General features: G+C 67.6%; 24 protein-coding genes. 6 read left to right on the top strand and 18 right to left on the bottom strand.

Features of this window, described 5'->3' with window-relative positions:
• Positions 1 to 19: 19 nt before the first annotated feature.
• The 9 genes from VMT40_RS33550 to VMT40_RS33510 form a co-directional block, all read right to left on the bottom strand.
• Entirely contained in the window at positions 20 to 379 is a 360-nt protein-coding gene (locus VMT40_RS33550) for a hypothetical protein (RefSeq protein WP_326363410.1), read from the bottom strand.
• A 146-nt stretch (positions 380 to 525) separates the two neighbouring features.
• Complete coding sequence (locus tag VMT40_RS33545) at positions 526 to 1,365, bottom strand: ABC transporter permease (RefSeq protein ID WP_326363408.1); 840 nt, start codon at positions 1,363 to 1,365, stop codon at positions 526 to 528.
• The gene (locus VMT40_RS33540) at positions 1,362 to 2,372 is read right to left on the bottom strand and encodes an ATP-binding cassette domain-containing protein (protein ID WP_326363406.1); all 1,011 of its coding nucleotides are present in this window, start codon (positions 2,370 to 2,372) and stop codon (positions 1,362 to 1,364) included. Before VMT40_RS33540 ends, VMT40_RS33545 begins: the two co-directional genes overlap by 4 nt.
• Positions 2,373 to 2,449: 77 nt before the next feature.
• On the bottom strand, positions 2,450 to 3,586 hold the full coding sequence (menE, locus tag VMT40_RS33535) for an o-succinylbenzoate--CoA ligase (RefSeq protein ID WP_326363619.1): 1,137 nt from the start codon (positions 3,584 to 3,586) through the stop codon (positions 2,450 to 2,452).
• Between the two features lie 109 nt (positions 3,587 to 3,695).
• Positions 3,696 to 4,052, bottom strand: coding sequence for a DUF3349 domain-containing protein (locus VMT40_RS33530; RefSeq protein ID WP_326363404.1), 357 nt, complete (start codon positions 4,050 to 4,052; stop codon positions 3,696 to 3,698).
• A gap of 25 nt (positions 4,053 to 4,077) precedes the next feature.
• Positions 4,078 to 4,347, bottom strand: a complete 270-nt coding sequence (locus VMT40_RS33525; protein WP_326305963.1) for a hypothetical protein — start codon at positions 4,345 to 4,347, stop codon at positions 4,078 to 4,080.
• 9 nt (positions 4,348 to 4,356) lie between these two features.
• On the bottom strand, positions 4,357 to 5,571 hold the full coding sequence (locus VMT40_RS33520) for an inorganic phosphate transporter (protein ID WP_326363402.1): 1,215 nt from the start codon (positions 5,569 to 5,571) through the stop codon (positions 4,357 to 4,359).
• Positions 5,572 to 5,666: 95 nt separating this feature from the next.
• The gene (locus tag VMT40_RS33515) at positions 5,667 to 6,056 is read right to left on the bottom strand and encodes a VOC family protein (RefSeq protein WP_326363400.1); all 390 of its coding nucleotides are present in this window, start codon (positions 6,054 to 6,056) and stop codon (positions 5,667 to 5,669) included.
• A gap of 40 nt (positions 6,057 to 6,096) precedes the next feature.
• Positions 6,097 to 6,990 (bottom strand): 1,4-dihydroxy-2-naphthoyl-CoA synthase, encoded by an 894-nt coding sequence (locus VMT40_RS33510; protein ID WP_326363398.1) that lies wholly within the window; start codon positions 6,988 to 6,990, stop codon positions 6,097 to 6,099.
• 350 nt (positions 6,991 to 7,340) lie between these two features.
• On the opposite strand from VMT40_RS33510, the gene VMT40_RS33505 reads away from it, so the two are divergent.
• Positions 7,341 to 7,787 (top strand): DUF6918 family protein, encoded by a 447-nt coding sequence (locus VMT40_RS33505; protein ID WP_326363397.1) that lies wholly within the window; start codon positions 7,341 to 7,343, stop codon positions 7,785 to 7,787.
• 82 nt (positions 7,788 to 7,869) lie between these two features.
• On the opposite strand, the gene VMT40_RS33500 is transcribed toward VMT40_RS33505, so the two are convergent.
• A complete protein-coding gene (locus VMT40_RS33500) occupies positions 7,870 to 8,697 on the bottom strand; it encodes a siderophore-interacting protein (RefSeq protein WP_326363396.1) in 828 nt (275 codons plus the stop codon).
• A gap of 88 nt (positions 8,698 to 8,785) precedes the next feature.
• Between VMT40_RS33500 and menD the strand changes: the two genes are divergently transcribed.
• The gene (gene menD, locus VMT40_RS33495; protein ID WP_326363395.1) at positions 8,786 to 10,420 is read left to right on the top strand and encodes a 2-succinyl-5-enolpyruvyl-6-hydroxy-3-cyclohexene-1-carboxylic-acid synthase; all 1,635 of its coding nucleotides are present in this window, start codon (positions 8,786 to 8,788) and stop codon (positions 10,418 to 10,420) included.
• A 40-nt stretch (positions 10,421 to 10,460) separates the two neighbouring features.
• Here the strand turns inward: menD and VMT40_RS33490 are convergent, their stop codons facing one another.
• Together VMT40_RS33490 and VMT40_RS33485 are read right to left on the bottom strand one after the other, a co-directional pair.
• On the bottom strand, positions 10,461 to 10,679 hold the full coding sequence (locus tag VMT40_RS33490; protein ID WP_326363393.1) for a hypothetical protein: 219 nt from the start codon (positions 10,677 to 10,679) through the stop codon (positions 10,461 to 10,463).
• A 90-nt stretch (positions 10,680 to 10,769) separates the two neighbouring features.
• Complete coding sequence (locus VMT40_RS33485; protein ID WP_326363392.1) at positions 10,770 to 11,003, bottom strand: hypothetical protein; 234 nt, start codon at positions 11,001 to 11,003, stop codon at positions 10,770 to 10,772.
• A 233-nt stretch (positions 11,004 to 11,236) separates the two neighbouring features.
• On the opposite strand from VMT40_RS33485, the gene VMT40_RS33480 reads away from it, so the two are divergent.
• Entirely contained in the window at positions 11,237 to 11,809 is a 573-nt protein-coding gene (locus VMT40_RS33480) for a TIGR03086 family metal-binding protein (protein ID WP_326363391.1), read from the top strand.
• A 264-nt stretch (positions 11,810 to 12,073) separates the two neighbouring features.
• On the opposite strand, the gene VMT40_RS33475 is transcribed toward VMT40_RS33480, so the two are convergent.
• Complete coding sequence (locus tag VMT40_RS33475; protein ID WP_326363390.1) at positions 12,074 to 12,739, bottom strand: TetR/AcrR family transcriptional regulator; 666 nt, start codon at positions 12,737 to 12,739, stop codon at positions 12,074 to 12,076.
• An 82-nt stretch (positions 12,740 to 12,821) separates the two neighbouring features.
• Between VMT40_RS33475 and VMT40_RS33470 the strand changes: the two genes are divergently transcribed.
• Positions 12,822 to 13,856 carry an aldo/keto reductase gene (locus VMT40_RS33470; protein ID WP_326363388.1) on the top strand — a complete coding sequence of 345 codons (1,035 nt, stop codon included), beginning with the start codon at positions 12,822 to 12,824 and terminating at the stop codon, positions 13,854 to 13,856.
• A gap of 4 nt (positions 13,857 to 13,860) precedes the next feature.
• Here the strand turns inward: VMT40_RS33470 and VMT40_RS33465 are convergent, their stop codons facing one another.
• The 4 genes from VMT40_RS33465 to VMT40_RS33450 form a co-directional block, all read right to left on the bottom strand.
• Positions 13,861 to 14,937 carry an alpha/beta hydrolase gene (locus tag VMT40_RS33465; protein ID WP_326363387.1) on the bottom strand — a complete coding sequence of 359 codons (1,077 nt, stop codon included), beginning with the start codon at positions 14,935 to 14,937 and terminating at the stop codon, positions 13,861 to 13,863.
• Positions 14,938 to 14,991: 54 nt separating this feature from the next.
• Positions 14,992 to 19,683, bottom strand: a complete 4,692-nt coding sequence (locus VMT40_RS33460; RefSeq protein ID WP_326363386.1) for a molybdopterin-dependent oxidoreductase — start codon at positions 19,681 to 19,683, stop codon at positions 14,992 to 14,994.
• Between the two features lie 133 nt (positions 19,684 to 19,816).
• Positions 19,817 to 20,530: a demethylmenaquinone methyltransferase gene (locus VMT40_RS33455; protein ID WP_326363384.1), complete on the bottom strand. Its 714-nt coding sequence runs from the start codon at positions 20,528 to 20,530 to the stop codon at positions 19,817 to 19,819.
• Between the two features lie 9 nt (positions 20,531 to 20,539).
• Positions 20,540 to 21,058, bottom strand: coding sequence for a DUF3592 domain-containing protein (locus VMT40_RS33450; RefSeq protein ID WP_442790097.1), 519 nt, complete (start codon positions 21,056 to 21,058; stop codon positions 20,540 to 20,542).
• A 39-nt stretch (positions 21,059 to 21,097) separates the two neighbouring features.
• Here VMT40_RS33450 and VMT40_RS33445 point away from each other — a divergent pair, with 39 nt between their 5' ends.
• Complete coding sequence (locus VMT40_RS33445; RefSeq protein WP_326363383.1) at positions 21,098 to 21,601, top strand: DUF2505 domain-containing protein; 504 nt, start codon at positions 21,098 to 21,100, stop codon at positions 21,599 to 21,601.
• A 72-nt stretch (positions 21,602 to 21,673) separates the two neighbouring features.
• Here VMT40_RS33445 and VMT40_RS33440 read toward each other — a convergent pair whose 3' ends face one another.
• On the bottom strand, positions 21,674 to 22,117 hold the full coding sequence (locus tag VMT40_RS33440; protein WP_326363617.1) for a VOC family protein: 444 nt from the start codon (positions 22,115 to 22,117) through the stop codon (positions 21,674 to 21,676).
• Positions 22,118 to 22,341: 224 nt separating this feature from the next.
• Between VMT40_RS33440 and VMT40_RS33435 the strand changes: the two genes are divergently transcribed.
• Positions 22,342 to 23,991 carry a purine-cytosine permease family protein gene (locus VMT40_RS33435; RefSeq protein WP_442790096.1) on the top strand — a complete coding sequence of 550 codons (1,650 nt, stop codon included), beginning with the start codon at positions 22,342 to 22,344 and terminating at the stop codon, positions 23,989 to 23,991.

Genomic DNA, 23,991 nt, shown 5'->3' with positions numbered 1-23,991 from the left:
CTGGATCACAGAGGAGCTTCTAAATGATCAGCACGGTCGTCAGATGCGGAGCCGCCACCGGCAGGGTGGGCGCTCGAGGTTGCTTCCCGATCGACAAGGAGTGGGGTGTAAAGGGTTCCGGCTCGAATCGAGTGAAATCGGCGACCAGCTGGTCGCCGATCGCGCGCGGCGGTGTCGCGAGCGAACCCGTCGGGTCGGACGCCGGGTATTCCTGCCTTTTACAGGCCGGGGCGGGATCCGCCGCCGAGTGTCCGGAATCCGTCGCGAACTGCGAACCGGTGGCGGATGCCACGATCGGCGCACTCGGCTCCAGCAGTGAAAGCCGCTGTGACGAGCCCCATCCGGCGACCGCGGCTATGAGCCCGATGACAATCAACATCGCCGCGAAAAGCGCACCCCAAGGGAGCCGAATGGACCTTCGGCGTAGCGGGGCGGTTGCGGGATTCACCGAACCGACCATAACAGAACGCCCGCCCATCGAATTCTCGATGGACGGGCGTCCCAACCGCGGGGCGGGCGAGCGCGTCAGGCGCGCCGCATGTACGCCTTCACCGCGAGCGGGGCGAAGATCGCGATCACCACGATGGAGCCGATGATCGAATACGCCAGGTTGGAGCTGTAGACATTGCCGTTCATCAGCTCACGGGCGGCATTGACCATGTAGTAGATCGGGTTGACCTTGTTGATGCCCTGCAGCCAGCCAGGCATGGTCGAGACCTGGGCGAACGCGCCGGACATGAAGGTCAGCGGGAACATGATCATCATGGAGACGCCCTGCACGGCGGCCGCGCTCTTGCCGGTGATACCGACCAGGGCCCAGATCCAGCTCACCGCGAACGAGCAGAACACCACGACCAGACCCGCGACCAGCACACCGGCCACGCCGCCCGCCGGGCGGTAGCCGAGCAGCAGGCCCATGCCCACGGTGAGCACGGTGGCCAGCCCGTAGCGGACCATATCGGCGATGAGCGCACCGGCCAGCGCCGAAATGCGGGCGATGGGAAGGGATTTGAACCGGTCGAACACGCCCTTGTCCATGTCCTCGCGCAGCTGGGTGCCGGTGACCACGGAGGTCAGCACCACCGTCTGCACCAGGATCCCGGGGATCAGGACGGGCAGGTAGTCGTGCACATTGCCGCCGATCGCCCCGCCGAAGATGTAGGCGAACAGCGCGGTGAACAGGATCGGCTGCACGGTGACGTCGAACAGCTGCTCCGGGTTGTGCTTGATCTTGAGGATGCCGCGGTAGGCCATGGTGAGCGAATTCGCCACGGTCTGCTTGAACGGAATGTGATTGCTGGCTTCGGGAATGGGCGCGGCCGTGGCCGCGTGCCGCCCGGCGGGGGCGGAGAGAGTCGTGGTCATGCCGCGCTCCGTTCGGTTTCGTCGGTGTCGTCCTCGGCCGCGTGCCCGGTGAGTGCGAAGAACACTTCGTCCAGGCTCGGCTTGGCGACATTGATCTCGTCGACCCGGATGTCGTTCTCGCGCAACCGGATCAGGATGTCGGTGGTGATGGAGGGATCGGGCAGGGGCGCGGTGATGCGACCCGCTTCGGGGGTGATGGTGGCCTCGACGATCCGGCCCGCGGCGCGGGACAGCAACTCGCCCACCAGGTTTCGGGCCTCCTCGATGCGGGCGCGGTCGGCCAGCGTGAGCTGCAGGGCCGACAGGCCGACCGAGGACTTGAGCTCGTCGGAGGTGCCGTCGGCGATGACCTTGCCGTGGTCGATGACCGCGATCCGGTCGGCCAGCTGGTCGGCCTCGTCCAGGTACTGCGTGGTCAGCAGCACGGTCGAGCCCTCCCGCACCAGGCGGCGGATGGTGTCCCACATCTGGGCGCGGGTGCGCGGGTCCAGGCCGGTGGTCGGCTCGTCCAGGAACAGCAGCGGCGGGCGCGCGATCAGGCTGGCGGCCAGATCCAGGCGGCGCCGCATGCCGCCGGAGAAGTTCTCCAGCGCCTTGTCGGCGGCCTCGGTCAGGCCGAATTCCTCGAGGAGTTCGGCCGCCTTGCGCCGCGAGTCGGTCTTGGACAGGCCCAGCAGCCGCGAGAAGATCACCAGATTCTCGGTGGCGGTGAGCTTTTCGTCGACGGAGGCGTACTGGCCGGTCACGCCGATCAGCGAGCGCACGGCCGTCGGCTCGGCGAGTACATCGTGGCCGAAGATCCGGGCGCTGCCGCCGTCGGGGCGCAGCAGGGTGGCGAGCATGCGGATGGTCGTGGTCTTACCGGCTCCGTTGGGACCGAGCACGCCGTAGACAGCCCCCCGCGGCACCGCGAGACTCACGCCGTCAACGGCCCGCTGCTCCCCGAAGACCTTGACCAAGTCGTTCGCCTCGATGGCGAGTGCCTCAGCAGGTGTGTAAGAAGTCATGGCTAGAGCCTGCGGCCCGGGCCTTGCACCCCCCTTGCGTGACGATTGCGCGCCCACGCAAGGGGCTCTTGCGCGGGTCAGTGCGGTGTTGTCGCCAGGAGGAGTTCGCGCAGTTTGGTGCGGTCGGGCTTGCCGGGGCCGCGAAGGGGGAGTTCGTCGAGGACGGCCAGTTCGCGGGGGGCGGCGATGGGGTCGAGTTCGGCGACCACGTGGTCGCGCAGGTCGTCGAGGGTGGGTGCGGTCGCACCGGGGGCGGGGACGATGGCCGCCGCCACGCGCTGGCCGAGGCGTTCGTCGGGCAGGCCCAGGACCACGCATTCGGAGACGGCCGGGTGGGTGATGAGGACGGCCTCGACGACCTGGGGGATGACCAGCAGGCCGCCGGTCATGATGGCCTCGTCCAGGCGGCCGGTGATGGTGAGCACGCCATTGTCGAAATGACCGGCGTCCTCGGTGCGGAACCAGCCCGGTTCGGCGAAGGCCTCGTGGTCGGGGAGATTGCGGTAGCCCTTGGCGACCATGTCGCCGCCGAGCAGCACCCGGCCCTCCTCGATTCGTACCTGCGTGCCCGTCAGCGGTACTCCTTCGTACACGCACCCGCCGCAGGTTTCGCTCATGCCGTAGGTGCGGAAGACGGTGATGCCCGCCGCGCGGGCCCGTTCCAGCACCGGCTTGGGAGTGGCCGCGCCGCCGACCAAGACGGCATCCAGCGAGGCCAGGGCCGCGGTGGCGGCGGGTTCGTCGAGGGCCTTGATGAGCTGGGTCGGTACCAGCGAGGTGTAGCGGCGCTCGCCGCGCATGCTGGCGATCGCGCCGACCAGCGCCTCGGGCAGGAAGCCGCCGGAGACGTCCAGCACGGTCGGTTCGGTCCCGGCCAGAATGCTGCGCAGCAGGACCTGAAGGCCCGCGATGTGATGGGTCGGCAAGGCCAGCAACCACTGCCCGGGCCCGCCCAGGCGCTCGTGGGTGGCGTCGCCGCTGGCCCGCAGATTGGCGGCGGTGAGCATGGCGCCCTTGGGGTTTCCGGTGGTGCCGGAGGTGGTGACCACCAGGGCCACGTCCTCGTCGATCTCCTCGCCGGGCCGCAGGCTGCCGCTCAGGCGCTGGGTCTCGCGGCGGTCGGCGGTGGGCACGGGCAGCCAGGCGGGCCCGTTGCCCTCCAAGGCTTCTCGGAGATGCGGCAATACTTCGCCCACCGCGGCGCCGGTGGGCATGGGAAGAATTCGGAGGGTATTGCTCACGTTCGCGATCGTGTCATTCCGTGGAGTGGCGGCGCGCGGAGGGGTCGGCGCCCGGGTGTCGATGCTGCGGGGTCTCGTGCGGTCAGTCGGACGTCGGTGTCGCCAGCGGCCATCCACCGGCTGCGAGCCTGGAGGCCACCCGAGCGATATCGTCCTCGCCGGGCTGCTCCTTGGCAACTCGGGCAATCGCCGCCTCGATGTCGGCGCGCTCGATGTCGGAGGCGGCCACGCGCTCGCGAATCAGCTCCTCCACGACCAGGTGGACCTCGTAGTCGGTGAGGCGGCGGTGCAGCACCGCCAGCAGCGCCACATAGTCCGATTGCGGAATACCCTGCGGATATCCGGCTTTCAGCCAGTCCAGCACCTTCTGCAGGACATTGGTGCGCGGCGGTGCGGCGGGGGCCGGGTCGGGCGTCCGGTTCGGTTCGGGAGTGCTCACCAACGTGCCTTTCGATCCGGCGGCGTCACGCGCCGAGCAGGTGGATACCGAGTCGGGTGGCCAGGAAGCCGCGTGCGATGAAGAGCACACCGACCACCACCGCGATCATGACCACCGCGAAGCAGAGCGTGGACGCGATCAGGGCGGTGGTGCGCGTGGCGCCGGTCGCGCCGTCGTCCACCTGGGCCCGGCAGCGGATGCCGACCGCGAAGACGGTCGGCAGTCCGGCCCCGAAGATCAAGGCGGCCAGCATGACTCGCCACAGGTCGGAGAGGTTGTGCAGCAGCGTGTGCATCGCGATCTCCTAACCGATTCCGACGGTGTCGTCATTGCGGCGCGCCGCCGGGTTGTCGTGGCGGGTCGGGGCCGCGGCGGCCTTCCCGTCGTCCCAGTCGTCGGTGACGTTGTGCGAGTTCACCTCGGCGCGCTTGGACCGGAACCAGATGAACGCGGCCATGGCGATCAGCAGCGCGAACACCACCAGCACGCCGACCGTGCCGCCGATGCCGTGCAGGATGCCCCAGCAGATCGCGCCCACCACACCGGCCAGCGGCAGGGTCAGCACCCACGCGGTCACCATGCGCCCCAGCACGCCCCAGCGCACCTCCGCGCCGGGCCGTCCAATGCCGGAACCCAGGATGGATCCGGTCACCACCTGCGTAGTGGACAGCGGCAGGCCGAAGTGGGCCGAGGTGAGAATGATCGCCGCACTGGTGGATTCGGCGGCGAAGCCCTGCGGCGGCGCGATGTCGACCAGGCCCTTGCCCAGCGTGCGAATGATCCGCCAGCCGCCCAGGCAGGTGCCCGCGGCCATGGCGATGGCGCAGGCCACGATCACCCACAGCGGAATCTGATCGGTGGATTTGGCCGAGCCGTGCGCGATCAGCGCCAGGAAGATGATGCCCATGGTCTTCTGCGCGTCATTGGTGCCGTGCGCCAGCGAGACCAGGGAGGCGGTGCCGATCTGACCCCAGCGGAAGCCGCGTGTCACGGTCTTCTCATTGCTGCCCTTGGTGATCCGGTACACCACCCAGGAGGCGATGGCGGCCACCAGCGCGGCCACGATCGGGGACAGCAGGGCCGGAACGATGATCTTGGCGAGCACGCCCTTGCTGCCGTGGGCCCAGATGACGCCGTGCCAGCCCAGCGCGGCGATGGTCGAGCCGATGATGCCGCCGAACAGGGCGTGCGAGGAACTCGACGGCAAACCCAACAGCCAGGTGAACAGATTCCACAGAATGCCGCCGACCAGACCGGCGAAGACGATGTCGAGCAGGGCCCGACCACTCACCTCCGAGAGGTCGACAATGCCCTCCGCGACCGTCGCGGCGACGGCGACGCTGAGGAAGGCGCCCACCAGATTCAGCGCTCCGGAAAGGAGTACGGCTGTACGCGGCGGGAGCGCACCGGTGGCGATGGAGGTGGCCATCGCGTTCGCGGTGTCGTGGAATCCGTTGGTGAAGTCGAATGCCAAGGCTGTGCAAACAACGATCAGCAGAACGAGCAGTTCGGCAGACACACCGATCAGTTTGCGCTATACCCTTTACGCTCCGTTAACCGGTGCCCCCGGCGCGTTTCACAGTTACCTTCGTGCTAAGGCGGGTCGGGTGGCGCTCAGTCGCCCCGGATGTCCCTCCGGAGCGGGTGATTCGCCGGAATCTCCACGAACACGATCGGCACGCCGTCCGGGTCGCGGATCCACATTTCGACGAGTCCCCACGGCTCGCGCACGGGCGCGCGGTCGATCGGGACGCCGCGCAACGTGAGTTCCGCGGCGGTGTCGTCACAATCACGCACCTGCAACCAGAGGGCACCGGCGAATCCGCCCGGCGCGTCGGCGGCGCGCCCGTGCCCGGCCACCTCGATCAGCGACTGACCGGCGAAAAAGACCGTCCCGCCCGGATACTCGCGGGCAATGGCGAGACCCAGGGCGTCGCGGTAGAACGAGAGCGTCCGCTCGTAGTCGCTCGGCCGCAGGATCACCCGACTGCTCAGTATCTCCATGAGTGCAGCATGGCAGCCGGGTGTTTGCGGTCACGGTGAATCAGAAATACCAGGGGTAGGGCTTCCAGTCGGGTGCGCGCTTTTCCAGGAACGCGTCGCGGCCCTCGACCGCCTCATCGGTCATGTATGCCAACCGCGTCGCCTCCCCGGCGAACAGTTGCTGACCGACCAGACCGTCGTCTTGGAGGTTGAACGCGTACTTCAACATCCGAATCGCCTGCGGCGACTTGCCCAGGATCTCCGCGGTCCACTCCAACGCGACGTCCTCGAGCCGCTCGTGATCGACCACCGCGTTGACCGCGCCCATCGCGTGCATCTCCTCGGCGGTGTAGGGCCGACCCAGGAAGAAGATCTCGCGGGCGAACTTCTGCCCCACCATCTTCGCCAAATACGCACTGCCGTACCCGGCATCGAAGCTGCCCACATCCGCGTCGGTCTGCTTGAACCGCGCATGCTCCCGAGACGCCAGGGTCAGATCACAGGTCACATGCAGACTGTGCCCACCCCCGGCCGCCCATCCGTTGACCAACGCGATGACCACCTTGGGCATGAACCGGATCAACCGCTGCACCTCGAGAATGTGCAGGCGACCCGCGCGGGCGACATCGACGGTGTCGGCGGTCTCCCCCGAGGCGTACTGGTAGCCACTGCGCCCGCGGATGCGCTGATCCCCACCCGAGCAGAACGCCCAGCCCCCGTCCTTGGGGCTGGGCCCGTTGCCGGTCAACAGCACCGCACCCACATCCGCGCTCATCCGCGCGTGATCCAACGCCCGATACAACTCGTCGACGGTGTGCGGGCGAAACGCGTTCCGCACCTCCGGGCGATCGAAAGCGATCCGCACCGTGCCCTGCTCGACGTGCCGGTGATACGTGATGTCGGTCAGATTCTCGAAACCCGGAACGGGCCGCCACAAACTCGCATTGAAGGTCACGATCCGAACATACTGTTCCGGCGTTCCGGGTGATGCAGGCCCACCGCTGTTCGGTGCTGTGTTCAGTGCGTCACCACGGACCAGGGAAGCGGAATTCGGCCATGCGATAAGGGCGCTGGTTATCAGCGGGTTCGGTTGTCCGACGGCACGATCGGTCGCTTGCTCTTTGCCGTCGACGAACGTGGACCGAGCGGTCACCGAAAGTGAAACGCTGCCAATCGATTGCGGAGGGCTTACAGTGCTGTTGCTGCTGAGGCAGTAGCGGCGCGTTGGCATCGTGTGTGCGGGGACACCGATGCGTATAGTTGCGTGCGCTCGTTCATCGAAAAACTATCCGGAGGAACCTGAAAGTGGTTGCAGCACTGTCTGAATCCCTGCTCGATGACGCCAAGCGTCCGGCCTTCATCGCCGACGCGGAGAAGGTTCTGGATGAGGAGGTGTCGGACAAGGGCGGCGCGTCGGGCCTCGTCGTCAAGGGCGGCTATGCCGCGATCAAGAAGGTCAGCCCCTCGATCGTGGGTGACGCGCTGGAGTCCTTCGCGCCCAAGTTCGTCGAGCAGCTCGAGCCGTACTGGGCCGAGTACCAGAACGGTGGCGCGGGTTCGTTCGCCGATCTGCTGGTCGCCAAGCAGGACGAGGTGGCCGACGCGCTGCTGTCGGTGACCGACGCGCGTGCCGCGGCGTCCTCGCGCCCGGCGCTGACCAAGGTCTACAACTCCATGCGCTCGTCGGCGAAGAAGCATGTCGCCGAGGCTCTTCCGCGCCTGGGTGACCTGGTGCAGAAGCACGCTGGTTAATTAGAGACCGACCGGTTCGCGGCCCGGCGAGGGGCCGCGAACAGTCATCTTCCTCGCGAATGCAGCCACCTCCCTCGCGAATTCAGCCCTGGGACTTGCCGACTCGCCAGTAGCCGGTGAAAGTGATGTCCGTCTTGGGGATTTCCCGCTCCTGCGCGAGGTGCCGCCGCACCCCGGCGGCCAATTTCTGCTCACCGGCGACGAAGGCGTAGACGCCCTTGCCGGGAATGTCCGCCTTCGCCACGGCCGCCGCGGCCAATGTGCCGACTTCCGCGTGCGCGTCCTCGCGAACCAGCCAGTTCACTTGCATGCCCGCCGGTTCGCCCAGTTCCTGCGCGTCCTCGGCGTGCGGAATCTCGATGAACGCCGCGCCCGCGCTCTCGCGTGGCAGCGACCGCAGCACGCCCGCGATGCCCGGCAGCGCGCTCTCGTCACCCACCAGCAGATGCCAGTCGCAATGGTCCGGCGCCTGGTACATGATGCCCTCGTCCAGCAGGCCGACCCGATTGCCCGGCGTGGCATTGTTCGCCCACGCGGAGGCCGGGCTGTCGTCGCCGTGGGCGACGAAGTCGATGTCGATCTCGGCCGTGCTGCCGAACTCCCCGAAACCGGCGGCCCGATAGTCGCGCACCGTGTAGTTGCGGGTCAGTGGCCGATGCTCCTTGCCCATCATGAGGTACTGCGCGAACCAGCCCAGGTTGCTGGCCGAGGTGGGGAGTTTCAGATTGCCGTCGCGGCCGGGCATGAACAGCCGGAACCACTGGTCGAAGCCCATGGCGGTGAAGCCCGCGAGCCCCTGGCCACCCACGGTGACCCGCACGAAATTGGGGCTGATTCGTTTGCTGGCCAGGACTTCCGCGGTGAGGATCTCGCGGTGCTCGGGCTTGACATGCTTGGTGCGCTTCGCCATTGGCTTAGGTTAGCAAAGCCTAACTTGCCAGCATAGGTGTGAGCGGGGCGACGCAGCGCGCCGGGCCGCTGTCTGAGAGGCTGGGGGTGTGAATCCTTCGACTGCACAGGCGCACGTCGTTGTCGACGAGCTCGCGCGCGGCGGAGTCCGGGACGTCGTCCTGTGCCCCGGATCGCGAAACGCGCCGTTGGCCTTCGCATTACAGGCCGCGGATCGGGCCGGGCGCATCCGCCTGCACATGCGGATCGACGAGCGCACGGCCGGTTTCCTGGCCATCGGCCTGGCGGTCTCCAGCGGTCGCCCGGTGCCCGTGGTCATGACCTCCGGCACCGCGGTGGCGAATCTCGGCCCGGCCGTGCTCGAGGCGAACTACGCCCGCACGCCGCTGATCGTGCTGAGTGCCAATCGGCCCTACGAAATGCTCGGCACCGGCGCGAACCAGACGGTCGAACAGTTCGGACTCTTCGGTAGCCAGGTGCGTGCCGCCATCAGCCTCGGCCTGGCCGAAGCGGAACCCGGCGAGCCGCTCTACCCGAAGCAGAACAGCGTCTGGCGCTCGGCGGTGTGCCGGGTGCTGGCCGCTGCCCGCGGTACCCGCTCCGGCAATGCCGGACCTGTGCACTTCGATATCCCGCTGCGCGAACCGCTGGTCCCGGACCTGGTCGCGGGTGATCCGCTGCCGCCCGGGCGCTCCGACGAACGGCCCTGGACGGCAACGCAATACGCCACCCTCGATGTGCCGCTCGATATCGATCTGACCCCGGACACGGTGGTCATCTCCGGTCACGGCGCGGGCCATCGGTCCGAACTCGCGGCACTGCCCACGGTGGCCGAACCGACCGCGCCCATGCATGGTCCGGCGCTGCATCCGCTGGCGTTGTCGCTGCTGAAGCCCAAGCAGGCCATCATCACCGGACGGCCCACCCTGCATCGGCAGGTGTCGAAGGTGCTGGCGGATCCCGAGGTCACCGTCTACGCGCTCACGACCGGTCCGCGCTGGCCCGATGTCTCGGGCAATGTGGTCGGCACCGGCACGCGCGCGGTCACCTATGGCGCGCCGCGGCCGGAGTGGCTGGAGCAGTGTCGGGATCTGAACGAGAAGGCCGTCACGGTGGTGCGCGCGGAACTCGCCGGGCATCCGAAGCCGACCGGCCTGCATGTGGCGGCGGTGGTGATGGACTCGTTGCACGAGGGCGATCAATTGCTGCTCGGCGCGTCGAATCCGGTGCGCGATGCGGCGCTGGTCTCGCATCCGCGGCCCGGCATTCGGGTGATGTCCAATCGCGGTGTGGCCGGTATCGACGGCACGGTGTCGGCGGCGGTCGGCGCGGCGCTCACCCATCCCGGGCGCACGGTTGCGCTCATGGGCGATCTGACCTTCCTGCACGACGCGTCGGGCCTGCTCATCGGGCCGGGCGAGCCGCGGCCGGAGGACCTCACCATCGTGGTCGCCAATGACGACGGCGGCGGCATCTTCGAGCTGCTGGAGCAGGGCGATCCGCAGTACGCGGGCGTGTTCGAGCGGGTCTTCGGCACACCGCACGGTATGGATCTGGCCGCATTGTGCGCGGCGTACCGGATTCCGCACCGGCAGGTCGACCCGGCGGAGCTGGCGGTCGAACTGGCCGGGAGCGCCCATGGGATTCGGGTGCTCGAGGTCGCCACCGAGAGGTCGAGCCTGCGGGAATTGCACGCCACCGTGCGGGCGGGCGTGTCGAGTTAGCTTGGCCGCGACGGGTTGACGGGATCGCGGCGGGCGTCGGTCAGTACTGCTCGCCGACGTCGTCGTGGTCGTCGTCCAGGGGGACCGGGATCGCCTGCTCGACGAGGTCGCCCTCGGAAGCGGTCCAGCCATTGTCCTCGGCGGGGACCGCGGCGAGATCGGCATCGCGGGTCTCGGACTCCGCGTCGTCCGCGGGGTAGGCGGGCAGGGTCTGCTCTACGTAGTCGGCCTCGGGCACTTCATCGATGCGATCGATCATCGGATGCTCCTCTCTGCCGGGTTGGCGGGCCGTGCAGTTCAGGCACTGTCGAGGATGCGCCTGTTCGCCGTGATCGGCAACCGACGAAGGTCACTCGTCGGGCAGCGCCCCATCGTCGGCGGGGTGTTCGACCAGCGCCAATACCCGTCCGGCCATGAACCGGGCGGTGCGTACCGAACTCCCGGTTCGGGTCACTTCACTGACTTCCACGATGCCGCGGGCAATGCGGGTCTCGATCCGCCTGCCCGCTCGCGTCGCGATGATTTCGTAATTCCGAGATCCGTCGCCGGTATCCACGACGATCTCCACACGATCACCCTTCATCTATCAATTCTCCTCCCCACCAGCGACTTTCGCCGCTGCTCCGACCTAACGAACCGGTTGCGACACGGGGCTGCAAGCACATTCGGCACCGCGATCCAGCGCAGTATCGGCATTGCGTTCCAGCGCGCGTTCAGCACCGACCGATGAATTCGGCGGCGACGGGCCGTCCACTTCTGTGACCGGGCCACTCGGTGGTTCGGCATGCACTTCGATCAACCGTCCCGGGAGGAACCATGACCACACCGGCCTTCGATATGGAAGCCGCCGCCACGGCGGTGGAGACGGTCGTCTCCGGCGTCACCGAGGCCGACTTCGAGCGCCGCACGCCCTCGGAGATCACCGTGCGCGACATGCTCGCCCACGTGCTCAGCTTCACCGAGGGCTTCCGGCAGGGCGCGACCAAGGAGGCGATCGGCCGCTCCCAGCCGCCCGGCCCCGCGCCCCTCGCGCCCGACTGGCGCGAACGGATTCCGGCCCAGCTGAAGGCGCTGGTGGCCGCCTGGCGCGAACCCGAGGCGTGGGTGGGTGAGACGGAGGTCGGCGGCGTCCTCGCCCCGGCCCCGCAAATGGCCATCTTCGCCCTGGACGAGTTGGTGATTCACGGCTGGGATCTGGCCCGCGCCACCGGCCAGCCCTACAGCCCCGCCCAGGAGGACCTCGCGGTCCTGCTCGGCTTCCTCCGCGACACCCCGCGCGAGGGCATCCCCGGCCTCTTCGGCCCGGTCATCGACATCCCGGCCGAAGCGCCCCTCCTCGATCGCGTGGTCGGCCTGACCGGCCGCGATCCGGCCTGGGCGGCAACGTAACCCGACGCGAGACGCTCGGCCCGCACGCCCGGCGAGGGGTCGCGCGTGCGGTCCGCATCGTGCGTCGGGGTATCGCGCGGCTGGCCACGCGCCGGGGCACTCCTCGCCCATCCCGGCGGCCACATCTCGGATCATTTCCGGCGGCCCACGCCCGCGTGTCTATCGGGTACGCCCCCGCCATCCCGGCACACTCGTGGCCGGGATTCATTGTGGGGGGATGGATTCCGGCCATCAGCGCACCGGAGCGACCGGGCGAAGAGGGATTCAGCCCGGGGATTTCTCTGTGGCGAGGGCGAATACACCTTGCTCGGCGGCGAGGGCGGCGGCCGTGGCAGCGGTGTGGATGGCTGCCTCGTCGACCGGGTCGCCACTGGCGAGCAGGCGGTAGTAGAGCGGGGCGGAGACGGCGGAAAGGACTGCGCGGGGGTCGGTTTCGGGTGGGACCTCGCCGCGGATGATGGCGGCTTCGATACAGGGGGACCACTCGGTCAGGCGCGTGGAGTAGAAGGCGCGCAGGGCGGTGGCGGCGATGTCGTCGCTGGTGGCGGCGGCGATGACGGCGCGAAAGAGGCGGCCCTGGCGGGAGTCGGTGAGGGTTTTCGCGACCAGGCGGGCATTTTCGAGGAGGTCGCCGCGCAGCGAACCGGTATCGCTGTGGGGGAGTGAGGTTTCCGCCATGTCGGCCAGCAGGTCGGCGACCAGTCCGGCGGGAGTGCGCCAGCGGCGGTAGACGGTGGTCTTGCCGACCTCGGCGCGGGCGGCCACCTCGGTGAGATCGAGGGCGGCGAAACCGCGTTCGGCCAGCAGATCGCCCGCGGCGCGCAGGACGGCCTCGCGGACCCGGGCGGTGCGGCCGCCCGGGCGGACCGAGCCCGGTGCGGCGGGGTCCGGGAAGACGGCTGTCGCCGAATCTGCTGTGTCACGACTCATAACGGGTCTCCAGTTTCATTTGCGGCGAGACGAGTGTAACGTCCCCCGTGTTAATGAAACTGTAGTTCCGTTAGGAGTGGTCATGGAATACCGTCGGCTCGGCGCTTCGGGTCTGCTGGTTCCGGCCCTGAGTTTCGGCGCGGGCACCTTCGGTGGTCGCGGGGAACTCTTCTCGGCCTGGGGTGATACCGACGCGCGTCAGGCGCGTCGCCTGGTGGACATCAGCCTGGAGGCGGGCGTCACCCTGTTCGACACCGCCGACGTCTACTCGGACGGGGCCTCGGAAGAGGTGCTGGGCGAGGCGATTCGGGGTCGCCGCGACGAACTGCTCGTCTCCACCAAGGCGTCGCTGCCCACCGGGCCCGGTCCGCGCGACGCGGGATCGGGCCGGGCTCGGCTGATTTCGGCGGTGGAGGGCTCGCTGCGGCGACTCGGCACCGACTACATCGACCTGTTTCAGCTGCATGCCTTCGATGCGGCGACCCCGGTCGAGGAGGTGCTCTCGGCCCTCGACGATCTGGTGCGCGCGGGCAAGATCCGATACGTCGGGGCGTCCAACTTCGCGGGCTGGCAGCTGATGAAATCCCTTGCCGCCGCAGACAAGTACGGTTTCCCGCGCTATGTCGCGCACCAGGTCTACTACTCGCTGGTGGGTCGCGATTACGAATGGGAGCTCATGCCGCTGGGCCTCGACCAGGGCGTCGGCGCGGTGGTGTGGAGTCCGCTCGGCTGGGGTCGGCTCACCGGCAAAATCCGTCGCGGCCAACCGCTTCCGGCGGGCAGCCGCCTGCACAAGACGGCCGAGGCCGGTCCGCCCGTCGACGACGAGGTGCTCTACGACGTGGTCGACGTGCTGGACGAACTGGCCGCCGAGACCGGCCGCACCGTCCCGCAGATCGCGCTCAACTGGCTGCTGCGGCGTCCGAGCGTGGCCACGGTCATTGTCGGCGCGCGCAATGAGGAGCAGTTGCGGCAGAATCTGGGCGCGGTCGGCTGGAGCCTCGACTCCGAGCAGATCGCCCGCCTGGACAAGGCGAGCGCGGTCACCCCGCCGTACCCCTACTACCCGTACTACCGGCTCGGCGACTTCGCGCGGCTCAATCCGCCTGTGGTCTAGGCGGTTAGGGGGCCGAGTAGAGGCCCTCGGCCAGCACCGGCCACGACGCCTTCAGATCGTCCTGCCAGTAGCCCCAGATATGGGTGCCGCTGGTGCGGAATTCGAAGGTCGCGGGGATATTCAGGGATTCGAGGCGCTTCTGCAGAATGATCGTGGACAGTGCCACATTGGCCTCGATGAACGAGCCCAGCGCCACGGTCTTGGTGGTGTCGGCGGGGTTGGATTCCATGCGCCCGCGCGCGCCCGGCACATCGAACGCGCCGGGAATGCCATTGCCGGTGGAGATGAAAAGGTGTGTGCCGCGCAGTTTCTCGGCATTGAGGGTGGGGTCGTTGGCGACCCACAGCGGCCCGCCCTCCGGCCCCCACATGTTCTCGACCTTGCCGCCGCCGTAGAGCTCGGTGACCATCTTGATGGATTCCCGGCCCTGCGGCGTGGTGGTCTGGAAGAAGCCGCTGTACACGGCCGCGCTGCGAAACAGGCCGGGATTGAAGATGACCGAATTCAACACGGGCAGACCGGCCATCGAGATCCCGGCGATGGCATTGACGCCATTCGCGCCCAGCGCGGCATCCATCAGCGGCGGCAGTTCCTTGCCGAGGTAGGTGGACCACTCGTTCACACCCAGTGACTTGTCGGGTTTGAGCCAGTCGGTGTACCAGCTGAACGCGCCGCCGATGGGCTGCACCACATTGATGTTCTTGTCGGCCAGGAAATCCAGTGCGTCGGTGCGCAATTGCCAGGTGGCCTGGTCGATGCCGCCGCCCGCGCCATTGAGCAGGTACAGGGTGGGGCGCGCCTGCGAGGTGTCCTCGGGACGCAGCACGTCGACCGGGAAGACCTGGTTCATGGCACCGGAGAAGACGGTGAAGGTGACGGTGCGGTCGTCCTTGGCGGCCACGCTCTTGATGTAGGAGCCGTCCTCGGTCTTCAGGTCGGGCACGATGACACCGGGCAGGGTGGTCGGTGCGGAGGGGTCCGGATCGGCCCCGGCGGGGGTGACGCCCAGGCTCAAGGATGCGGCGGCGGTGAGGGCAGCGACCGCCAACCGCGCGGTGATTCGACTGATCCGGACCGACATGGCGTCAGGAATATCATGTTTTCAGATTTCTGAGGCGGGAATCGGGCGCAAGGATCAGTAGACGTCGCGCACGTACCGCTTCTCGGCCACCAGCTGCTTCTTGAACGCCAGCGCGCCGTCCTCGCTCAGCTTGCCGTGGATGCGCGCGATCTCGAGCAGGGTGTCGTCCACATCCTTGGCCATGCGCGACGCATCGCCGCACACGTAGAAGTGGCCGCCCTCGCGCAACCAGGACCACAGCTCCGCGCCGTGCTCGATCATGCGGTGCTGCACGTAGATCCGTTCGCGCTGATCCCGCGAGAAGGCCAGATCCAGGCGGGTCAGGAAGCCGGAGCGGAACATGTCCTCGAGCTCGGAGCGGTAGTAGAAGTTGTCCCTGGCGTATTGATCGCCGAAGAACAGCCAGTTGCGGCCCGTGCAGCCGAGGGCGCGACGCTCCTGCAGGAAGCCTCGGAACGGCGCGATGCCGGTGCCCGGGCCCACCATGATCATGGGCGCGTTCGGGTCCAGCGGCGGACGGAAATGCGGTGCGCGCTGCAGGAAGATGGGCACCTCGGTCGCGACGCGATCGGCCAGGAACGTCGAGCACACCCCGCCGCGTCGAGCCGACGACCCAATGGCCGCGGGATCGCCGTACCGCACCACACCCACGGTCAGCTGCACCTCGCGGGGATGCACCAGCGGGCTCGACGAGATCGAATACTGGCGCGGCTGCAGCTTTTTCAGCGTCCCCAACCACTCCACCAGATCCGCGCGCACCGGGAAGTCGCGCAGCACGTCCACCAGCTGCCGATCCCACAGATACCCCTCGAGCTCATTGCGATTGTCCCGCCGCAACAGCTTCGCCAGCCGCGGACTCGCATTGCGCTCATTGACGAACGTCAGCAGATCCCTACTCACCCGCGTGATGTCGTACCGCGTGCGCAGCGCCTCGGCGAGCGTCAGCTCGTCATCCTCGACATCGATGACCCGCCCGCCGTCCAGCCCCGTGACCTCGAGCCACTCCGCCACCAGCGCCTCACAATTCGCGGGCCGAATCCCGAGCGAATCCCCAACCTCGTAAGTGGCCTCCAAATCCCCCAAATCAAACCCGAACTGCCGCACCTCTTTCCCGGACCCCTCCCGCGAAAGCAGCTCATTCCGCACCAATTTCGCCATCACCGGCGAATTCCTCGTGAAGGGTGCAGCAGCGCGCCCGCCCACCCGGCCCGGGACGAGAAGCGTGGCGGACCTGCCGATTCCGGTGCCATTCTGCGCGCCTCGTCCGCGGGAATTCACCGCACCCGCACCGTATCCACCCCGGCCCGCGGCGCCCGTCGGCCCTTTCGATGCACTGTCGCCAGTCGGAACGACCGACGCGCCGAATCTGCCCCCCGGTCCGCCCGGGTGGGCGGGACCGCCATCGGCTCCAGCGGCGTCGTCAGGGATGCGGTCGTTGGCGCTCGTCGCGGAACCGGTCGCCCCACGCCCCGCCGCGTCAGTGCTCGCCCATTCGGAGCCTCCGGGACCGCCGTAGATGTGCGCCGCGCCGGTGAATTCACCTAGTCCGAGCGGCCGAGAAGGTCCAACGTGCCTGTCCCGCTGGAGGTCAGCATCTTTCACGCCCGAATTGTCCTGACCGGCGGCGTCCTGTGCGGCAGCATTATCTGCGCGGTCGGCGAGGGTGGTGATGATCGCGTCGAACCAGGTGGCGGAGGCATCCTCGTGGTCGGGCTCGCTGTCGACGCGGGGGAGCAGGCGTGTCGCACCGCGCTTCGCGAACAGTTCGTCGAGTTTGCGGCCGTGGCCGCAGAAGTCGTCGTAGGAGGAGTCGCCCAGGGCGAAGACGGCGTAGCGGACGCCGGTCAGGCGGATGGCGCTGTCGTTGAGGCGGTTCCAGAAGTCCGCGCCATTGTCGGGTGGGCCGCCGTCGCCGAAGGTGCTGGTGATGATCAGGACATCGCCGGTCAGATCGGACAGTTCGGCGGAATTCATGACCAGCAGGCGGGGTTCGAAGCCGAGATCGACCAGGTAGGTGGTCAGGGCGGCGGCCAAGTCTTCGGCCGTACCGGTCTGCGAGGCCCATAGGACCGTCACCGTCCGAGTCGCGGCCGGGGGATTCGCGGCGTCGCTGCCGGAGAAGCCGACGCCGTCGGTGCTCGGGCCGGGCGCGATTGTCGGTGAAACAGTCTGTGCGGCACGCGAGTACATGCCGCTGAGCAGACCGTCGACCCAGGCGCGGCTGCGGTCGGAGATCGGTGCGGTCGGCGGCAGCACCGGGACGCCCGTCACCGGCAGGCTTTGCAGGGCCGCCAGGTAGCCGCCCAGGTAGATGCGCTCGACCTCGCTCAGCGTCGGCGCGGTGGCGCTCTCCAAGCCGAGCATCGCGGCCAGTGGGTGGGGTTCGGCGGATCGGCTCTCGGTCGGGTGGGCCTCGGCACCATCTCTCGCGGCGGACATGTTCGGGAATGCGCCGAAACCAGCCACGGAAACCGAATCGCCGTTCGTGGCTGTGGAATTCGATGACATCGCGGACCGCTGGCCCGTCGCGTCGAGGCTGTCGGAATCGGTCGGCGTCGTTGTGTTCAGTGCGGCGACCTTGCGCAGTCGCACCGCGCACGCCTTGAATTCGGGCTGGAGGGAGAGGGGGTCGACCGCGTCGTTGGTGACGGCGTTGATGGTCAGGTATTCGCCCTGTTCGTCGTTCCAGTGGAAGGGGGCGAAGCAGGTGCCGGGGAGGACTCGGTCGCTGATTTGGGCGGGGAGGACGGCGCGGCCGCGGCGGGAGGCGATTTCGAGTTGATCGCCGGGGTGGACCTCGAGGTGCGCGGCGTCTTCCGGGTGGATTTCCAGGAAGGGCTTGCCGTTCAGTTTGGTCAGTTTCGCCACCTTCCCGGTCTTGGTCATGGTGTGCCACTGGTGCTGCAGACGGCCGGTATTGAGCACGAACGGCCATTCGGTGTCGGGCATCTCGTCCGGCGGCAGGTGCGGGCGCGGCCAGAAGATGGCCTTGCGGCTGGGGGTTGCGAACGCCAGGCGCGGGGTGTGGCCGTGCTCGTCGGTGAACGGGGTCTGGCTGACGCCGTCGTTCAGGTAGCGAATCGGGTTGCGGCGCCGGGCCGGATCCGGACAGGGCCATTGGGCGGGTCCGTCGGCGAGCACGGCGTAGTCGATGCCGCGCAGGTCGTAGCCGGTGGCGGGATTGGCGAAACGCCGGATCTCGTCGAAGATCTCGGCGCTGGAGGCGTAGTCGAAGCCCGGGAAGCCGAGGGCCGTCGCCATTTGCGCGATGAGCTGCCAGTCCGGGCGGGCGTCGCCGATCGGATCCACCGAGCGCCGCAGCAGGGTCAGGTTGCGTTCCGAATTCACCTGCACGCCATCGGCTTCGGCCCACAGGGTGGCGGGCAGCAGCAGGTCGGCGTAGGCATTGGTGGCGGTGTCGGTGTACACGTCCTGGGCGATCACCAGCTCTGCGGCTTCGAGCCCCTCGATGACCGTGCGCCGATTCGCCATGGAGGCAACGGGATTGCTGCACATGATCCACGCGGCCTTGATACTGGTGTCGGCGAGCCCGCGGAACATCTCGATGGAACCCGGCCCGGCCTCGTCGCGAATGGTGCCCGGCTCGAGACCCCAGATCTCCTCCACGAAGGCCCGATCATCCGCCGACAGCACGCTGCGCTGGCCCGGCAATCCCGGTCCCATATAACCCATTTCGCGCCCGCCCATGGCATTGGGCTGGCCGGTCAGCGAGAACGGCCCGCTGCCGGTCCGGCAGATCGCGCCGGTGGCCAGGTGCAGGTTGATCAGCGCGTTGGTGGACCAGGTGCCGTGCGTGGACTGGTTGATTCCCATGGTCCACAGCGACATCCACTCCCCGGCCGCGCCGATCCACGCGGCCGCGGTGCGAATATCGGCCTCGGCCAGCCCGGTCACCTCGGCGACCAGTTCGGGTCGGTACCCGGCCAGGAAGTCCGGCATCGCCGCCCAGCCCTCGGTGTGCTCGGCGATGAAGTCGGCGTCGATATCGCCGTTCTCGACGAGCAGATGCAGCAGCCCGTTCAATAGCGCCAGATCGGTGCCGGGCCTGATCTGGAGGAACAGGTCGGCGCGCGCGGCGGTGTCGGTGCGCCGCGGATCGACCACGATCAGCTTCGCGCCCGCCTTGAGCCGATCGGCCATGCGCAGGAACAGGATCGGATGGCAGTCGGCCATGTTCGCGCCGATCACGAAGAACAGGTCGGCGTGGTCGAGGTCGTCATAGGATCCGGGCGGCCCGTCCGCGCCCAGCGAGAGCTTGTAGCCGCTGGCCGCGCTGGCCATGCACAGCCGCGAATTGGCCTCCATGTGCACGGTGCGCAGGTGGCCCTTGGCGAGTTTGGTGGCCAGGTACTGGGCTTCCAGCGACAGCTGCCCGGACACGTAGAGCGCGATGGCGTCCGGCCCGTGCGTGTCGAGAATCACCCGAAGGCGTTGCGCGGCTTCGTGAATGGCCTCGTCGACCGGCATGGGAACCGGGGGCTGCCCGCGCTCGGGACGTCGGTAGGCGGTCTCCATGCGCCCGGGCGCGGCCATCATCTCGGCGTGCGTATTGCCCTTGGTGCACAGTCGGCCCGCGTTGACCGGGTGGTCCTTGTCGCCCTTGACCTTGGCGATGATCGGCAGCCCGCGCGCGTCCGGCTGGGTCTCGACCGTGATGCCGCAGCCCACCCCGCAGTACGAGCACGCGGTCCGGGTGCGCGTCGGGGGAACGGTCTGATCCGGCATGGTTCCGAGTTAAACCAGCCAGGGTTGCGACGGATTTACCGAACGTTATCGCCAGATGACAATCGGCCTCACAGTCGGATTTCTCGACTGTGAGGCCAGGTCAGGCCGCTGCCGTGAGCAAGACCACAGGGCTTCAGCCCAGTTTGTACGCGCGGTGCAGGGCCACGATCCCGCCGGTGAGATTGCGCCATTTCACCGACGACCATCCCGCGTCGGCGATGCGCAGCGCCAGCTGCGCCTGATTCGGCCAGGCCCGGATCGACTCGGCCAGATAGACGTAGGCATCCGGATTGGAGCTGACCGTATTGGCCACCTGCGGCAGCGCCTTCATCAGGTACTCCATGTAGACCGTTCGGAACGGTGCGAAGGTCGGGGTGGAGAACTCGGCAACCACCAGCCGCCCACCGGGTTTGGTGACCCGCAGCATCTCCCGCAGCGCCAGATCCGGATCGGCGATATTGCGCAGCCCGTAGGAGATGGTGACCGCGTCGAAGGACTCGTCGGCGAAGGGCAACGCCATGCCGTCGGCGGCCACCATGGGCACATTGCGCCAGCGCCCCGCCGCGAGCATGCCCTGGGAGAAGTCGGCGGCCAGACACCACGCACCGGACTTGGCCATCTCCACGGTCGAAACACCGGTTCCCGCCGCGAGATCCAGCACCCGTTCACCGGGCCGCAGCGCCAATGCCTTCCGGGTCGCCAGCCGCCAGTAGCGGTCGATGCCCCCGGTCATCACGGTATTGGTGATGTCGTACCGCTTCGCGACCCCGTCGAACATCGACGCGACCTCGTGCGGCTGCTTGTCCAGCTGGGCCCGAAACGATTCCCGCTGCCTGATTTTCGCCACCTTCGCACCCTAACCGGCGGTGCCGGTCCGTGACGATCGCGCCCGCGCGGCGCGCAGTCGCGTCGAGAGCGCACCCCACCACAGGGTCGGGGGCGAGCCGAGGAGCCACAGCAGGGGGAGGGCGATGGCCCAGGCGACCACGATGACCGACAGCGCCGGGATGATCGCGACACGCGCATCGCGACCCGCCACGCGTACGAGATCGGGATCGCTGCGGCGGTATTCGACATTGATGCGTTCGCCGACGGTCAGTTTGGTCGGATACAGCACGCCGGTTTTCGGGTTGTGGGTCTCGCCGTCGGGGGTGACGAAGATGACCGCGGAGCGCAGGGTGCCCGCCGAGAGCACTTCCGCGCTGGTCACGCCCTTGTCGGAGTTGATCAGATGGTCGTCGCGCCAGGCGGCCAGCACCAGCAGTACGGCCAGCACGCTGAACACGGACGCGGTGACGACGACCGCGATCCGGGCCCGCCTGAACCGAACCGTCCGGCTCCGTTCAGGGCTATGCGACTGGCTAGTTTCCGACACTTCAGCAGGCTATTCCATCGCTGAGTTACCGTCTTCGCCATGTCCCGAAAATTCAGCTTCACCGTGCAGTACAGCGTTCCGGTCGAAGATCTTCACCGGGCACTCACCAATGACGAGATGTGGCAGTCCCGCTTCGAAGGAGCGTCGACCGCCACGCTGGAGCTCACCCACCCGGACGGCCCCGGCACCATTCAGATCCATATGACCGAAAAGGCTCCCGAAGACCAGATTCCCGGCATCGTCAAGAAGGTCCTCAAGAGCGAGCTCATGCTCGAGCGCACCGACACCTGGGGTCCGCTCACCGACGGCGTCGCCAAGGGCGGCTTCACCGGCCGTTCCGGCGGTATTACCACCGAGATGGCGGGCGCGTTCGAATTGCGGCCCACCGCCGAAGGTTCCGAGATCGAGGCCACCGGCACGGTCGACGTGAAGGTCCCGCTGGTGGGCGGGGCCATCGAGCCGCTGGTCGAGAACCTGCTCAAGAAGGTCATGAACAGCGAGCGCAAGTCCGTCGAATCCTGGTTCGCCGCGCAGAACGCCTGATCCCGGAGCACCGTGGATGCGGGGGTGGTCCCGCATCCACGGGCCGGATCCGAGTCACCGGGCCGAATCGGGTCACTGCGGCCCGAAGTCGCCCTTGCTCGGGTCGTATTCGCGATTCTCGACCAGGACCAGCCAGTTGCCGGAGTTGTCGCGGATGATGGCCTCCACGCCGTAGGGGCGCTCGGCGGGCGGCTGGATGAACTCGACCCCCTTCGCGGTGAGTTCCTCGAAAGCCTTCTGGCAGTTCTCGGTTCGCAGACCGAGTGCGCCGTGGGTGCCATTGGCCATGGAGCGGCGAATCGCCTCGGCCAGATCGTCGGTGAGCGGCGGACCGGGCACCATCAGGGTGATCTCCAGCTCCGGGTGATCCGGATGCGCCACCGTCACCCAGCGGAAGCCGTTGTCGCCCATGGTGATGTCGGAACGCTCCACGAAACCCAGATTGTCGATGTACCACTGCTTGGACTCGGTCTGATCGGTCACGTACACGGTCACGAGCGAGACATTCGAGATGATCGTCATGCCCCCAGGCTATGGACCCGCGACCTTGCGACGCTTCTCCGAAATTGCTCGATTCACGCTGTGTCGATCGCGCGGTTCACACGGGAATAGCCGAGTTCACACACTCGGAACCTCCGTGAGCCTGCCGTAACAGCCACGCAACGGCTCGGAAAGCCAAGATCAACATTCGCTGACCACCCTCGAAACCGGAACAAGCTCGTGACGAGCCCGAACGAGGAGTGCCGGTGGTTCAAGTCGAAACACCCGCGGCCAATGCGGTCGCCGCGTCCAAGGAGACGCTGGAGGATTACACGCTGCGATTCGCGCCCCGCGGCTACCGCAAATGGAGTCCGGCGGTGGTCGGCGTCTCGGCGCTGGGCGGCATCGCCTACCTGGCCGACTTCTCCATCGGCGCGAATATCGGCATCGCCAATGGCACCGGCAACGCGCTGCTGGGCATCGGCATCTTCGCGATCGTCATCATGATCACCGGCTTCCCGCTGGCCTACTACGCGGCGCGCTACAACATCGATCTGGACCTGATCACCCGCGGCAGCGGCTTCGGGTACTACGGGTCGGTGGTGACGAACATCGTGTTCGCCTCGTTCACCTTCATCTTCTTCGCGCTCGAGGGCTCGATCATGGCGCAGGGGTTGAAACTCGGCCTGCACGTGCCGCTTCCGCTCGGCTACCTGGTGTCGACCGTGATGATCTTCCCGCTGGTCATCTACGGCATGAACACCCTGGCCAAACTCCAGGTGTGGACCACCCCGCTGTGGCTGATCCTGATGGTCCTGCCCTTCGGCTTCCTGCTGGTGCGCCACCCGGATTCGGTGAACACCTTCCTGTCCTACGGCGGCCAGGACGGCAAGGGCGTCAGCCTGTCGGGCGCGCTGCTCGCCGCGGGCGTCTGCCTCTCGCTCATCGCCCAGATCGCCGAACAGATCGACTATCTGCGCTTCATGCCGCCCCGGACCCCGGAGAACGCTCGCAGGTGGTGGGGCTGGATGCTGCTGGCCGGACCCGGCTGGGTCATCTTCGGCGCGCTCAAGCAGGTGGTCGGCCTGTTCCTGGCGGTCTACCTGATCGCGAATCTGCCCGGCGCGCAGGACATCGCCAATCAGCCGGTGCACCAGTTCCTCGAGATCTACCGCGACATGATGCCGTCCTGGCTGGCCATGACCCTGGCCGTGGCGCTGGTCGTCATCAGCCAGATCAAGATCAATGTGACCAACGCGTACTCGGGCTCGCTGGCGTGGACCAACTCCTTCACCCGCATCACCAAGACCTACCCGGGCCGCATCGTGTTCCTCGGCCTGAACCTGGCCATCGCGCTGATCCTGATGGAAGCCAATATGTTCGACTTCCTCAACAATATCCTCGGCTTCTACGCCAACTGCGGCATCGCCTGGATCGTCACCGTCGCAACGGATATCGCGATCAACAAGTACCTGCTGAAGATCTCGCCGAAGCGGCCGGAGTTCCGGCGCGGCATGCTCTACGACTTCAATCCGGTCGGCCTGGTCGGCTTCGGACTGTCGGCGGTGCTGTCGATCATGACCTTCTTCGGAGTCTTCGGCGAGACCCTGAAACCGTACTCACCCATTGTGGCCGTGGTGGTTTCGTTCCTCGCCACGCCGCTCACCGCCATCGCGACCAAGGGTAGGTACTACCTGCGCCGCGACCACGACGGCATCGACCTGCCCATGTTCGACGAGCACGGCAACCCGTCGGGCGAGACCCTCACCTGCGTGGTCACCGGCATGGAATTCGAGCGCCCGGACATGATCGCCTCGGCGGTACCGGGGCCGGAGGGCGAGATCCAGTACATCAGCTCGCTGGCACTGTCGACCGACAAGACCGGCGTGCACGTACTGCCGTCGAAATAG

The organism is Nocardia sp. CDC160, from assembly GCF_035818795.1.
Classification (GTDB): domain Bacteria; phylum Actinomycetota; class Actinomycetes; order Mycobacteriales; family Mycobacteriaceae; genus Nocardia.
Note: the sequence above shows the minus strand (reverse complement) of the source record. Positions and strands in the feature narration are given on the sequence as shown.